This window comes from Paenibacillus sp. LX16 (assembly GCF_036252815.1).
Taxonomy (GTDB): domain Bacteria; phylum Bacillota; class Bacilli; order Paenibacillales; family Paenibacillaceae; genus Paenibacillus; species Paenibacillus polymyxa_B.
Window position 1 is genome coordinate 141673 of sequence record NZ_CP141152.1, and the last position, 14467, is coordinate 156139.

General features: G+C 46.3%; 14 protein-coding genes. 6 read left to right on the top strand and 8 right to left on the bottom strand.

Annotated features, from left to right (window positions below; genetic code table 11):
• Window positions 1-84 precede the first annotated feature (84 nt).
• Together T3H97_RS00570 and T3H97_RS00575 are read left to right on the top strand one after the other, a co-directional pair.
• Window positions 85-630 (top strand): histidine phosphatase family protein, encoded by a 546-nt coding sequence (locus tag T3H97_RS00570; RefSeq protein ID WP_069290786.1) that lies wholly within the window; start codon window positions 85-87, stop codon window positions 628-630.
• Between the two features lie 57 nt (window positions 631-687).
• Window positions 688-1041: a YunG family protein gene (locus T3H97_RS00575; protein ID WP_328802758.1), complete on the top strand. Its 354-nt coding sequence runs from the start codon at window positions 688-690 to the stop codon at window positions 1039-1041.
• 271 nt (window positions 1042-1312) lie between these two features.
• Here the strand turns inward: T3H97_RS00575 and T3H97_RS00580 are convergent, their stop codons facing one another.
• From T3H97_RS00580 to T3H97_RS00590, 3 genes are all read right to left on the bottom strand, one after another.
• Window positions 1313-1402, bottom strand: coding sequence for a putative holin-like toxin (locus tag T3H97_RS00580; RefSeq protein WP_305954445.1), 90 nt, complete (start codon window positions 1400-1402; stop codon window positions 1313-1315).
• Between the two features lie 136 nt (window positions 1403-1538).
• Complete coding sequence (locus tag T3H97_RS00585; RefSeq protein WP_328801403.1) at window positions 1539-2351, bottom strand: pentapeptide repeat-containing protein; 813 nt, start codon at window positions 2349-2351, stop codon at window positions 1539-1541.
• 117 nt (window positions 2352-2468) lie between these two features.
• A complete protein-coding gene (locus T3H97_RS00590) occupies window positions 2469-2861 on the bottom strand; it encodes a VOC family protein (protein WP_328801404.1) in 393 nt (130 codons plus the stop codon).
• 119 nt (window positions 2862-2980) lie between these two features.
• Here T3H97_RS00590 and T3H97_RS00595 point away from each other — a divergent pair, with 119 nt between their 5' ends.
• Both T3H97_RS00595 and T3H97_RS00600 read left to right on the top strand, forming a co-directional pair.
• Complete coding sequence (locus tag T3H97_RS00595) at window positions 2981-4030, top strand: hypothetical protein (RefSeq protein ID WP_328801405.1); 1050 nt, start codon at window positions 2981-2983, stop codon at window positions 4028-4030.
• A 135-nt stretch (window positions 4031-4165) separates the two neighbouring features.
• The gene (locus T3H97_RS00600) at window positions 4166-4630 is read left to right on the top strand and encodes a transporter (RefSeq protein WP_328801406.1); all 465 of its coding nucleotides are present in this window, start codon (window positions 4166-4168) and stop codon (window positions 4628-4630) included.
• A gap of 145 nt (window positions 4631-4775) precedes the next feature.
• Here the strand turns inward: T3H97_RS00600 and T3H97_RS00605 are convergent, their stop codons facing one another.
• Complete coding sequence (locus tag T3H97_RS00605; protein ID WP_328802760.1) at window positions 4776-6833, bottom strand: transglycosylase domain-containing protein; 2058 nt, start codon at window positions 6831-6833, stop codon at window positions 4776-4778.
• 284 nt (window positions 6834-7117) lie between these two features.
• On the opposite strand from T3H97_RS00605, the gene speE reads away from it, so the two are divergent.
• On the top strand, window positions 7118-7945 hold the full coding sequence (gene speE, locus T3H97_RS00610; protein WP_053324352.1) for a polyamine aminopropyltransferase: 828 nt from the start codon (window positions 7118-7120) through the stop codon (window positions 7943-7945).
• Window positions 7946-8214: 269 nt separating this feature from the next.
• Window positions 8215-9507: an MFS transporter gene (locus T3H97_RS00615; RefSeq protein WP_328801407.1), complete on the top strand. Its 1293-nt coding sequence runs from the start codon at window positions 8215-8217 to the stop codon at window positions 9505-9507.
• Between the two features lie 214 nt (window positions 9508-9721).
• Here the strand turns inward: T3H97_RS00615 and T3H97_RS00620 are convergent, their stop codons facing one another.
• The 4 genes from T3H97_RS00620 to T3H97_RS00635 form a co-directional block, all read right to left on the bottom strand.
• Entirely contained in the window at window positions 9722-10303 is a 582-nt protein-coding gene (locus tag T3H97_RS00620; protein ID WP_025718467.1) for an LOG family protein, read from the bottom strand.
• A 13-nt stretch (window positions 10304-10316) separates the two neighbouring features.
• Window positions 10317-10631, bottom strand: a complete 315-nt coding sequence (locus T3H97_RS00625) for a MazG nucleotide pyrophosphohydrolase domain-containing protein (RefSeq protein ID WP_025718465.1) — start codon at window positions 10629-10631, stop codon at window positions 10317-10319.
• 210 nt (window positions 10632-10841) lie between these two features.
• Window positions 10842-12581: an ABC transporter ATP-binding protein gene (locus tag T3H97_RS00630; RefSeq protein ID WP_328801408.1), complete on the bottom strand. Its 1740-nt coding sequence runs from the start codon at window positions 12579-12581 to the stop codon at window positions 10842-10844.
• Window positions 12578-14332, bottom strand: coding sequence for an ABC transporter ATP-binding protein (locus tag T3H97_RS00635; protein ID WP_272639605.1), 1755 nt, complete (start codon window positions 14330-14332; stop codon window positions 12578-12580). The genes T3H97_RS00630 and T3H97_RS00635 overlap by 4 nt, the downstream gene beginning before the upstream one ends.
• Window positions 14333-14467: the final 135 nt, after the last annotated feature.

Consider the following 14467-nt stretch of genomic DNA (forward strand, 5'->3'; position numbering starts at 1 on the left):
TATGTAAACCTATATTATATCATAAAAATAATTATTTGTAAATATGTAGAATTTTAAATTTGTGTGACAGTTAGGAGTGATGACGTGAAGAAAATTTATTTTGTCAGACATGCCCAAGCAACAGGACAGGAACCAGATGCCCGACTTACCGATGAGGGTACCCGACAAGCTGAGCAGTTGGTTGATTTTATGGAGAATGTAGGTGTGGAATATATTGTGTCCAGCCCGTGGAAACGGGCCGTGCGAACCATTCAGCCCTTGGCTGAACGGAAACAGTTGCAGGTGTATACTGATGTACGTCTTCAAGAACGGGTACTTAGCCATGAGCATTTGGATCATTGGCTGGACGTGCTGGAACAGACCTATCTGGACGAGGACTTGAAGCTGGAGGGAGGGGAATCATCCCGTGAAGCAGTAGATCGAGGAATCCAGCTTGTTCAGGAGCTTATAGAGCGGGCGGAAAAAACGGTTATCATTGTAACTCATGGAGCTTTACTATCTCTTCTCATTCGACATTACGATCCGCAGTTTGGGTTTGAGGACTGGAAAAAGCTTTCGAATCCCGACGTGTATTTACTAGAACTGAAAGAAGCAGAAGCCAAGATTCACAGAGTGTGGAATACGGGTTGAAATAAATAAAGCACGTTCATCATAAGTGCAGAATGGAATCGAAAGGGGAGGCGCATGTTGAATGCAAACCGTTTTTTAGAATTAGAAAAGGCGTTGTTTCAAGCTTGGTCTTTGGAGTCTAGCTCTAAATGGACAGCAAATAATCCTGCGGCTGGACAATGTGGTGTCACAGCGCTTGTCGTTCAGGACAGGCTTGGCGGCGATATTTTGAGGACATGGTTGGATAGTGGCTGGCATTATTACAACCGCATTGGTGAGGACATTATAGATTTTACGAGGTCGCAATTTTCAAGCCCTCCTCAGTATCAGGATGTATACTCCAACCGGGAGGAGGCTTTTTCGGACACCAATGCAGAGCAGTATGCAGCCTTAAGTCAGAGATTAAAGGAATTTCTAAACGAAGAAGAATAAGGGGATTTAAATCTGGATGCAGTCATAAAGACGTGATTTTTGAACCTGATCCAATGGAAGGTACTTTTTCGTTGCCCCATATACATTAAAGAGCTGAGCAATCAGTAAAATTCCTGAAGATAAAAGCTGTATTTACGTTATAAAATGAGCTATACTGAGGTAAGAATAGTAAGGAGTCGTGCGCCAACACGACTCCAGTGTACAACCACTGCTTAAAGAGCAGTCGGCAGTAGGGTCCAACAATAGACCGTTACCTTTGTGGGGGGGCGGTCTATTTCTTTTTCATGTAGGTAAGCAATGCCAGAATGAACATGCCGAACATGATCATCAAGGAAATCGCGTCTTTAACCTCCATGGGCATCACCTCCCTTCGGGGAGACTAGCCGACCGCCCTTTTAGCCGTATGCCGCATTAGAAAAGTATACCATAAATCGAACGTTTTTGAGATATTAATTACTTAATTGCGTATTTTCTTGGAGAGTACTATAAAATAAACTCTAATGCAGCCAATGACCGGGAATGCTTAGAGAAGGGGGCAGTTTGGTTTTACAATTGCCCTTAGCCGAATTTAATTGCGCCTGTGTAAGGAAGATACTTCCTTCCAGATTGGCCCCACCTAAATCAGCATCTCTAAAATCCGTACCGATTAAGTCTGTCATTCTCAGGTCAGCCTCTCGCAAATCAGCAGCAATCAGTAAAACTCCTCTCAGGTTGGTACCTCTAAGATTAGCGCCTCTTAAATTAGCCCCGATAAGGTCCCTACTTCTGATTTTTTTACTATATTTATTGTGCTCTATGTTTTTCTTAACTTTTTCTCGTACTAACTCACTTGTTTGTAAAAGTAAATCATTGACTAACGCCCTATGGGTTGGTACGTGAAGATCTATGAGGGATTTTGGATCTTGATCCGTAAGCTGCTCGGTTTTCGCCAAAGCTTTTTGTAAGTCTGTATAGATGGGATGAGTTTCTTTTAAGTTAAGAGCTTCATTTAGGTAATAAAGCATTTCATGAAGCTGTTGCATGATGGGAAATATATTGAACATTTCCTCAGCTATTGCCGGATCGTCTCGCCAGCTTTTTCCGTTGTATGTAACTTGGGAAACTTTTTGACCTGCTCCAAAGCAATCATATACCGTACAGCCTCGCAAGCCGTTATTTCTTAGGTTCTTATGAATATTACAACGATAATCCGCATTTAGGTTTTGACAAGGAGTTCCTCCATCCTTATTAAAAGCAAAATCAGCAGATTTTGCATAAGGTAAAGCTACACAGCATAAACCAAAACATTTCTCACAATCTGCACTATACAATAAACACACATCCTTTTACTGGCACCTATTAAATGTAATATTACCAAAAAGGATGGAGCATGGTCTATTGTTTTTCTATAGACTTCTAGAGTCTGCTGGATCGTTTAGAGAAGAAATTTAGTCTTTTGCCAAATTCAATTGCCATGAAACACCGTATTTGTCTTCAACCCAGCCAAATTGTTGGCTTATGGGCGAGGCTTCAAGGGGCATTAGAACTCGGCCTTCCTGAGATAGCTGACCAAACACACGATGAATTTCTTCTTCCGATTCACAAGTGACGAATAGCGATAGAGCTGGGGTAAAAGGGTGTTTGTCCTGATGGTTATAGTCTATAGCCATAAAGGTTTGCCCTTTGAGGTTGAATACGGCATGTAACACGGTCCCATCTTCCTGATGAAAAATGCTCATGATACCAGACGGCTTAAATAAAGAAGTATAATATTGCATGGCTTCTTCTGCTTGACCAGAGAACATGAAAAATGTTGTGATTTTTGGACTGGAATCATGCATGAGATCAACTCCCTAGATTGTATCGTAGATGATAACATCTTTCCTCCTTTTTAATAGAAATATTCAGCATTAGAGAAGTGCTTCATGAAGATGTACACACGTGAAAGGAGAAAGACAGGATGATGGACGCGACAGCAAGACTTATTGATATGTTCGGCTCAGCTAAGAAGCTGGATGCCAGCATCATTTCTGCCTATACGGATGTGGTTGCCCAATATGGGACAGTGGAGGATGCGTGGGAGTTATACAGGCTTTTTGTAGAAGATCCCCATCATTATATCCGGGGGTTGCTCCTCCAGCCGATCATGAGATGCGGGGATGTTACTTTGGCGCAGGATATGTACGAGCGTTACGTCCGAAATCAGGCATCCCCAGAACATATACCTGACGGTGTGCTGTATGCGCTAGGTTATTTGGGTTATGTGGAGGCTGCTGCTGATCTCGTCGCTTTGGTGAACGGACCGTATGGAGCTGTGTCTGTGGATGCCTGTTTGGGACTGGTACATCTTCCATGCGAACCGTATCGTGAGAAACTGGCGGCTGAATTGGAAAAAGCGCTGGATCAGAATTTGTTTAATGAATTCTTACCTCTGTTAAGCTTCAAATGCACGACTGAAGATATGATTCCGCGATTGGTACATTGGGGAGAGCAACATGCTTCCGTAGACTGTAATGCAGGAATTATTGCTGGAATAGCATTGTTTGGAGAAGGGCAGAAGGATACGATTCGATCTATCCTGTGGAATCCGTTTTGGGAGGCTCATGGAACGGCTACAGGCAGTTGTGTGTGGTCTTATTTTGCTATGCAGCATGTAGGGCTCACCTTTAGGGAGCTTGTTCAGGATATAAAAAGCTACGATGCATCCAAAGAAGATGTACAGGCATTGGAATACCGTTTGGATGTGCTATATGAGATGTTGGAACTCAAGCTAAGCTATACAGCCCGACCGATCCAGTTCGCTCGCAGCAATGAGGAATCATTTGGTCAGCTATATAGCGATTTGTTTAGCTGGTCTAACGAACATCACGATGACTCTATTATAGGCTGGATCAATGAACAGTTGGGGGTTGGGCACCGACTACTGGAACGGTATTATGATCTAAGGAAACGAATCGAGATTAAAATGGTACATGAAATTGAGCTGGAGCATGTTCAGAAAGGGAGTTAATCGTATCAGGAAATAAGAACTTTTGATGTAAAAGGACGAAATAGCAGAGTTTGGCGGCGATATGGGGATTCGCCCAGTCCGCGGGCTGATGTCCCGCATAGGATACATCAGCCTAGAACACAAGGAGTGAAACACATGTCTTTACTGCCACAAGTTCCTTTCGGAACGCAACCGGGTACTCCGGGTCCATTCACGCCGTCAGGTCCTTCGATCCCACAATTTCCTGATATGCAGGATTCGTTCCCATCCCCGATAGGTCCACCACCAGGCCCAGGGCCATTTTCACCACAGCCGTTCTCACCGCCGCCGCAGGGTCCATTGGGTCCGCAAGGTGGGCAGCAAACTCAAGCACCAACGTCCCCACCCCCGCAATTTACGCCACCGAAGCCGCTGGTTTCGGCATATGCGGTTGACCCTGGAGCCATTGTCGGTTGTTTATTCCGCAACACGTTTGTATGGCTGACGAACGGAGAGCGTTTCTGGATGTACCCGATCTTTGTAGGCAGGACATCCGTAGCGGGTTTTCGGTGGAGTGGTCGTTTTTGGTTTTATTATGGTGTAGACACTAACCGTATTGAGTCGTTTAGCTGTTATTGGTAATAGCACAGCTTTAGGGAAGAGCAGGGTTTAACGGGATGATGGCTGATGGCACTGGCAAGAGAGGTAAATGGGCACATAGGTAGGTGAAGCGAAAATAAAAAGACTGAGAGAGCGCTCATCGCGTTCCCCCAGTCTTTTTTTGCTATTAATCCATCCACCAACGCTTAAAATTGCCCCACCACGATTTCTTTTCGGCTTGTCGCTCCGCTTGGTCCGTTGGTGTTGATGCCGGTGGGTTATCTTGTCCCGATAGCGTCTCTTTCGGCTCGGTACCGCTAACGAATACCTCCAGCCGCTTGTCGGGACTGTCCGGTGCAGCAAGCTTGCCGCTGGCCGGATCAATATAAGCGCTGACTACGCCGTCAGGGATAGGAAAGATTTTGGGCGGCACATTCTCCAGCGCTTTCTCCGTATATTGCGCAAAAATCGGAGCCGCCCGTCGGGCATCCTGTGTGCTGATGTCCTTGCCCTTGTCATAGCCAACCCAGACAGCGGTGGATAGTTCGGGGGTAAAGCCGACCATCCACGCATCGGTGTTGGTCGTGCCGCTCTTGCCGGCAACCGGGCGCTTGATCAGCTTCGCGACCCGGTTGCCGGTGCCGCCTTCTTCGAATACGCCTTCCATGAGGCGTGTGAGGACATAGGCGGAGGCGGGCTTCACCACCTGCACGGGCGCGGCTTGGGGCGCTTCGTACAGCGACCGTCCGGCCGCATCGGTGATGCGCAGCACTGCCACCGGAGCCACCTTTTGCCCGCCGCTGCCGATGACCGAGAAGGCCGAGGCCATCTCGAACGGGCTGACGGGCGACACACCCAGCGCCAGCGAGGGTACGGGCTTGAGCTCGCTTGTAATGCCCATTTTGCTGGCGAGGTCCATGACCTTATCCGTTCCCACCTTCAAAATGGTACTAACGGCATAAATATTATCGGACGCCGCAATTGCGCGCCGAAGATCTATTTCGCCCAAGTATTTGTCTCCAAAATTTTTGGGCTTATAGGTCTTGCGGTTGTTATCGTAGTGGAACAACGTTGGTCGGCTTTCGAACTTGGACGTACTCGTCAATTCGCCGGAATCCAGCGCGCTTAGATACATAATCGGCTTGAAGGCTGAGCCGGGTTGCCGGGTTGTAGCTAGCGCATGGTTATATTGATTCCCGACATAGTTCGTTCCGCCGACCATGGCCTTGACATGTCCGTTGCGCGGGTCCATGGAGATTAACGCGGTTTCCAGTCCGTTGCTGTTCTTCATGCCTTCGTTTACAGCCGCCTCGGCTGCCTGCTGCATGTGCATGTCCAGCGTGGTATAAATGCTCAGTCCGCCATGCTCAAGCACCCCTTCACTAATCCCAAGTTGATGAGTCGCCAGCTGGCGGACGTAATCGCGGAACCAGGGAGCGGTTTCCACTGTCCGGCGCTGGCTCTCGGGCCGCAGGGCCAGCATTTCTTCATAGGCCTTGGTGGCTTCAGCCGGAGTAATCTTGCCAGTGAGCGCCATGGAGTCCAGTACAATTTTCTGCCGATCCTTTGCATTTTTCATATGATTATACGGTGAATAGTAGGTCGGCCCTTTCGGGATACCTGCTAACAGGGCGCTTTCAGCCAAATCCAGATCCTTTGCGGATTTACCGAAATACATTTGCGAAGCTGCTTCAATGCCATAGGCGCCGTGACCATAGTAAATTTCGTTCAAATACATTTGCAGCAGCTCATTCTTGGTGTACTTCATTTCAAGCTGTGCGGTATAAATGGCCTCCTTGGCTTTGCGCGTCCACGTTTTTTCATGAGATAAGTACAGATTGCGTGCAAGCTGCTGAGTCAGCGTGCTGGCCCCTTGCGACATATCCCAGCGGGTCAGATTAACGATTACCGCCCGGCCCAGACCTTTGAAATCAAAGCCAAAATGATCGTAAAACTTCCGATCTTCCACAGCCAGGGTAGCTGCAATCAAATTGGGTGAAATGTCATCAAGCTGGACCGGAATGGATTCCTTGCCTCCAGCAGAGAAAGTGGCGATGACTTGCCCCTGACTATCGAGCAGACGTGAATTCCGATCCGTATCTGCGAGCGGAAGGCTGGTCGTGTACAAATAGGCGAGCAGGATGCAGGCGGCGATGACCGTCAGGATAGTGAGAGACATTATTCCTTGAAAGCATCGAAGCCAAAGCGGTTTACGCTTGGGGGATCGCCCGGTCGTATCGGTCATCATGCCACCTCCTTCCATAGTTGATGTTCTCAGTATAGTCAATCCGAAAGCGTCTATTCATTAGATGCACATACGTATCTATTTTAAAAACAAGATTAAATCTTCAAATTGCTTTTGAAGCCCATTCAGGTATCGCTTATAATGCAAAAAGTGTGAAAATCCAATGTGTTTGGTACAATAAATATAGCAAACTTGGCGTTTGCGTGTTGCTGATATAAGGAAAGTCAACGTTTATGCTACCGGATTGCCGGACACATACTTTGATCAGAAAGAAGGTTGGAATGATGGACTTGTGGTTTACGGAGAAGCAGACTCCCTCTTTCGGCATTACAGCAAAAATCAAACAAACCTACGTCTCTGAGAAAACAGATTTTCAGGATCTGGCTATGATCGAGACAGAGGAATTCGGCAATATGCTTGTTCTGGATGGCATGGTGATGACGACGGTTAAGGATGAATTTGTGTATCATGAAATGGTAGCACATCCGGCCTTGAATACACATCCGAATCCGAAAAAAGTTTTGGTTGTGGGTGGTGGCGATGGCGGCGTTATTCGTGAGGTCATCAAGCACCCTGAAGTGGAAAAGGCTGTATTGGTTGAGATCGACGGTAAGGTGATTGAATATTCCAAAAAATATTTGCCTGAAATTGCCGGAAAGCTGGACGAGCCTAATGTAGAAGTGCTGGTCAATGACGGATATATGCACATTATTGAACACAAAAATGAATACGACGTCATTATGGTCGATTCGACGGAACCGGTAGGTCCGGCAGCCCCGCTGTTCGAGCGCGGGTTTTACCAAGGTATTTTTGAAGCGTTGAAGGAAGACGGCATTTTCGTAGCGCAAACGGATAACCCTTGGTTCAAGGCAGACCTGATTCAGAAGGTCAACAAAGATGTGAAGGAAATTTTCCCGATTGTGCGTGTGTATGGTGCGAACATTCCGACCTATCCGAGTGGTCTTTGGACATTCACGTTGGGTAGTAAGAAGTATGATCCGCTCGAAGTAGACGAGACCCGAATTCCAGAGATGGACACCCGATATTACAGTCCGCGTCTACACAAAGCGGCGTTTGTACTACCTAAGTTTGTAGAAGATTTAACGAAGTAAACATTTTAAGAAGCGCCTTAGTGGTCTTTATTGCCTTTTTTTGGGTAGAAAAGAGCACTATAGGCGCTTTTTTTGTGTTGGATAAGATTTGAAAAAGGCTATGAAAGCATACTGGACACCGGATTTCCTTTTAAGATAAAAGAAGGAAATTTAAGGGTGTGCGTAGAATATACAAAAAACCAGACATTTAACAGATTTGTAATGTCAACAGGAACGGTTTGGTTATGAAATACATAAATCGGCGATGTACCAAAGAGGGGGAAACTTTTTTGATCAGACGCTCTTTTTATTACCTGTGGGGGTCTCAGACGATCTCCAACGTAGCAGATATCATCTACATGTTGAGTGTAGTGGTATTGGTGTTCAGTTCAAGTAATTCCTTAATGACGACAATTTTGATTCCGTTGTTCCGATTGTCTGCTCAAGTGCTTAGTGGGCTCGTTGCACCAATCGTCCTTGGCCGATTTCGGCTGACACGAGTGTTGCTATTTTCCCAGTTTGGACAGTTTGTCATCTTTACGCTTCTGCTGCTTTATTTGTGGATCGTACCTGAGCAAAGGTCGTTTCTATTTATTTTTGTGATGGTGTTCGGTATGTCTTTTCTGGATGGCTGGACAAATCCTGCGCGTAATGCGCTTGTACCCCGTTTGGCCACGGGTGAGGGACTAATGCGGGCCAACGGCATGGTAGCGGTCAGTGATCAGGTGGTCAAGTGTGCAGGCTGGGCGTTGAGCGGAATTATTGTGGCTTGGCTAGGTTCCCTGAATACGCTTGTGATCGCATCCTGTTGTTATCTCGTGGCTGTAACTGTTACGTCCTTCGTCCGTGATCCGCTGAATCAGAAGGAATTAAGTCTTGAAGCTTCGGATTCCTCGACAAATCTAGTAGAACCTGCAAAGGGAAAGGAAAAAGGCTCCCATTGGAAAGAGCTTGGGGAAGGCTGGAAAATCATTTGGCACAACCGTCGTATTCGTTCTCTGATGATCGTCGATAGTGTCGATAGTATTGGGGGTGTCTCCTGGCTCGGCGTATTTATTTTGGCGTACGTCAGCCAAGTGCTGCATCGGGATGCAAGCTGGTGGGGCTTTATGAATGCGTCCTTTTTCTCGGGCACGATCTTGGGTGGATTGATTGTCGTTGGCTTGGTCAAGCGATTGCAAAAGAACAGCTTTTTGTACATGCTCGGAGCGTTGCTGGTGTATGTACTGATTACAATTGTATTTGCGCTAAATAGAATCCCCGTTGCTGCACTTATTCTTTTTGCTGTATCAGGCTTACCTGTTCAAATGGCTGGTATCATTCGCCGTACCTTGCTGCAAACCAGTGCACCGGCAGCCCAGCTGCCCAAAGTGATGGCGGGAATTGATGTGCTTACCAATCTCGCTTTCGGCCTGTCCTTGTTATTCATGGGCTGGTATGCAGACCGTTTCGGTATGGTGCAGGTGTATTTGTTGGCTGCGATTATGACGACCATTGCTATCTTGATCGGCTGGTTGTATCGCAGGGATTTTCAGGAAAGTGAGCAAATGGAACATCCAACCGCTACGGGCGCTGGGATTTAAAATTGGGGTTCTCGTTAGGCGTGACATCATTCATTGGATGACTACATAATTAAATGCAGGTGTAAAAGTGAACGTGACGATTGGGGAGAATAAAAGCCTGCAACTCTCCTCAATTTTACAGGAACACCACTGGAATAACGTTGACGGTGGTGTTCCTTTTATAACTATTAAATTAATTGGTATGTCTGTTGAGCAGTATGTGCCATTCCTAATGTCAGGTCCGTTTGCTCGTGAGATATGTTTTGACGGCAGGAGGAGTGTAATTTGTAAATTGCCGTAGGATTCCTTGCGGAGTGGTATCCGTAATTACCATCGCACGATATTTTTCCTGCATAAATTGTTCCTCAGCCATACGATCAAACAAGGAAATAAGAGGATCGTAATAATGGTTAATGTTTAAAAGACCGCATGGCTTTTCATGCAAGCCTAATTGCGCCCATGTGAAGATTTCAAAGTATTCTTCCATTGTACCTGGGCCACCTGGTAAAACAATGAATCCGTCCGCAATCTCTGCCATTTTAGATTTTCGTTCGTGCATGGAATCAACAATGATTAATTCGCTCAGGCCATTATGTGCAATTTCACGGCTTTGCAAAAAGTGAGGGAGCACACCGATGACGCGACCTCCTGCATGAAGTGCCGCGTCAGCTACTGCACCCATTAAACCAACACTTGCTCCTCCATAAACCAGGCTTATTTCCTGTTCGGCAAGTGCCTTGCCCAGAGCAACAGCATGCTCTCGATAAATCTCAGACGCTCCATTACTGGAACCGCAAAAAACAGCAATGCTTTTCATATGAGATTCTCCTTTATGTATATCTTTTTGCAAGTTTTTGCTGGTGTGTTCGGAATATATCCTCCAAGGTGATGTCATACTTGTTGGCGATCACGATGAGATTACCCAGTACGTCTCCAAGTTCTTCGGTTAAATGGTCCTTGTTCTCCTCGAATGAACCATCGATCTCATCAGGCCGGTCTCTGCCGATCTCTAGGGCGCGAATAGCTCTCGCAACCTCCCCGGTTTCCTCTGCCAAGAAACCAATTCGGACAAAGATATCCAAATCCGACCAGTTTCTCTCCTGATAATATTGCTTTACCCACTTTTGAAATTCATTAATATCCATATTCAGCCTCCCAACTGGAACCCATGCATAAGTGTTGGCTATACACAAACCATAAGGTTTAGATGAAACAGAAACATTTGTTCGTGTTTTATTATATAATATAAGGGGGGGATTTATCAAAGAAAAATTAAAAAAGCCGTTTGCTTAAAAAGCAACCGACTTTTTTAAAGAACGTTGACCTTAATGATGCGATCGTATTCGGTCAGTCTTTTAAGCCGTAGTGAACTGGCTGTTATAGAGCGAGGCATAATGGCCGCCGCTGGCAAGCAGTCCCTCATGGGTACCACTTTCGACGACATCGCCGTTTTTCATATATAAAATCAAATCCGCTTCGCGGATGGTCGATAGTCTGTGGGCGATTACAAAGCTGGTGCGTCCGGCAATCATTTTCATAAATGCTTTTTGGATACGCGCTTCTGTCAGGGTGTCTATGCTGCTGGTCGCTTCATCCAGGATCAGCATAGGTGGGTCGACGAGGATCACTCTCGCGATAGTGAGCAGCTGTTTTTGGCCTTGCGACAGGCTGTCGCCTGACCCGCTGATGACCGTATAGTAGCCATGAGGCAGTCGCTTGATGAAGCTATGCGCATTGGCAGCTGTTGCAGCCGCGATGACTTCTTCGTCTGTGGCCTCCGGCTTCCCGTAAGCGATATTGTCCCGGATGGTTCCGCTGAACAGCCATGTATCTTGAAGTACCATACCAAAGTTAGTCCGCAGGCTGTCCCGGCTCATATCGTTGATATTCACCCCGTCGATGGATATTGAGCCGCTGTCCACATCGTAAAATCGCATGAGCAGATTGACGAGTGTGGTTTTGCCAGCTCCGGTCTGCCCGACAATAGCCACACGAGTGCCTGGCTTTACTTCCAGACTAAAGTTCGTAATGAGCGTACGTTCCGGGTTATAGGAGAATTTGACGTGATCAAAAAGGATCGTGCCTTTGCTGCGTTCTAGCTGTACGGCGTTCGATTTTTCCGGCTGCTCTGGCGGTGAGTCCAAAATAGCAAATATGCGCTGAGCAGAAGCCGTAGCTGCCTGGAACTGGGTCAGCACACCCGTAATTTCATTAAAGGGCTTGGCGAATAAATTGGTATAAATCAGAAAGCTCGACAATCCGCCTACCGAGATCCCACCTAAAATAATGGAGATACAGCCAATCATGGCGGTGACTGAAAAAGTCATGTTGTTCACCAATCGGGTAGAGGGGTTGGACAATGATCCGTAAAACTGCGATTTCACTCCGGCTTGATACAATTGCTCGTTTCTGGCGGAAAATTCTTCAAGCGAGCGGTTTTCATAATGAAAAGCGGTAACTACCCGTTGTCCGCCGATCATTTCTTCCACGTAACCGTTCAGGCTTCCTAAAATTTTAGCCTGTTCGCGGAACATACGCTGCGATCTTGTGGTAATGAACCGTGCTACGCCATATGTGATCGGGGCAGACACCAATACAACCAACGTCATTATAGGACTGATATACAGCATGAGTACAATGGAGCCTATAATTGTAATAATCCCGGTAATCAATGTGGAAAAGCCTTGAAGCAATCCATCCGACACAGCATCCATATCGTTCACAAAACGGCTAATGCTGTCTCCTTGTGGATGAGTATCATGAAAGCTTAACGGAAGGATATTAAAATGATCAAATAACTCTCGCCGCATATCATTTACGGTCTGATAAGCAATACGGTTCGTCAAATACGTGAGCAGCCAGCTAAATAGACTGCCTACAACATATACAATGCCTAATCCAGCTAGAATCTGCGCAATACCTTTAAAATCTACTACTCCCTTATCCACCATGTGGTCGATAGCTTGACCAATCATGTAGGGTCCGATCAGACTGGCAAGCACGCTGAGAACCGCACTGACGATGACCCAACATGTTGTTGTTTTATATTGACCCACATAGGTTAACAATCTTCTCCAGGTTTCCTTGCCACTCATTGGTCTACCTCCTGCGTTGAGAGCTGGGAATGATTAATTTCCTGATATACATCTGAGCTGCTCATCAACTGTTCATGTGTTCCGATACCGACAATTCGCCCCTCATCAAACACAATTATTTTATCAGCATGCTGTACGCTGCTTACTCGTTGCGAGACCAGCAGGACGGTCATGCTGGTGCTATTTTCCCGTAACGATTTACGGAGGGCGGCGTCGGTTGCAAAATCAAGTGCGCTTGAGGAGTCATCCAAAATGAGAATTTGCGGATTGCCGACAATAGCTCTGGCAATGGTAAGTCGCTGCTTTTGTCCTCCCGACAGATTAAGCCCCCCTCGGGTTATCGGAGCATCGAATTTCTCCGGCAAGTTGGAAATGAACTCATCCGCTTGCGCGATAGCTGCGGCTTGAGCGACTTCCTCATCGGTGGCGTGTTCATGCCCCCAACGGATATTATCCGCTATAGTACCAGTGAACAGCAGCGCCTTCTGAGGAACAATTCCGATTTTCTGCCGCAATTGCTCAAGCTTATACTGCCGAACGTCGATGCCATCAACCTGCACACGACCCTCTACCGCATCATAGAAGCGGGGAATGAGATTCACAAAGGTGGATTTCCCCGAACCTGTTCCTCCGATGATGCCGACCGTTTCACCGGGATAGATGTTTACCACTACATCGCTCAGTGCCAGTTGTCCTGTCTTATTGTATCCAAAGGAAACATGATCAAAAGAGATGGCTGGTACAGCGCCATGCTCACTTGCTCCCTCCCTGTCTATAGATGTAGAAGTAGTAGCAGTGTCGGAAATCGAAGCTTGCGTGTCCAGGACCTCCTGAATACGTGTTGCTGAAGTGGCAGCCTTGGTGAACAAAATAATTAAATTGGTCACCACAATCAGAGCCAGTAAAATTTGCGTAATGTAATTAATAAAGGCAATAATCTCCCCTTGTGTAAGAGATCCATATTGGATATGGATGCCGCCGATCCACAGGATTGCAATAATAGCTCCGTTCACCACCAACAAGGTAGCGGGGCTTAGCAAAGCGGAAATACGTCCAACACGAATAGCAGTCTGGGTCAAGTCATCTGAGGCGGCATTGAACTTTACTCGTTCAGCTCCTCTTTTGGCAAATGCACGTATGACCCGTACACCTGTAAGATTTTCGCTAAGTACCAGAGCGATTTTATCGAGTTTTTTCTGGTATAGCCGGTACAGGGGAGAAGCCTTCGTAATGACTACATACAGAATCAAAGCCAGAACCGGTGTAGCAGCCAACAGCACCAAAGCAAGGCGGAAGTCCAGAATCATGGACATGATAATCGCCCCGATACAAATAAAAGGAGCACGAATGACCAAACGAATCAACATTGCTACAGCCGTTTGCAGCTGATTGACATCATTCGTAATCCGGTTGATAAGCGAGGGTGTACCGAATTTATCGAGATCAGCATAAGAAAACGAAGAAATATGCTTAAACATCGTATTGCGCAGCGTAGTTCCGAATCCTTGAGAGGCACGGGCTGCGTAAAACTGACACACTAATGAACTGCCAAAGCCCAGTATAGTCATGAGTAACATCAAAAGACCCATCTGCCAAACATAATGGGTGTCTCCTTTACCTACACCATGATTGATCATTAAAGCAACCATCGTAGGCAGCAATAGTTCCAAGATGGCCTCAATCAGTTTAAACAGAGGCCCAAGAATCGTTTCCTTTTTATAGGGTTTCAAAAAAACAGCAAATTTCAGCAAGTAAACCATCACCTAACCTAAATAATGTATATAGCCTCATGCCGCAATAGCATAACTGAATTTGATTATGGCATATCCCCAACCATATGAATAATATTTAATATATATTAGAGGTATAGGTTTTACATATATCAG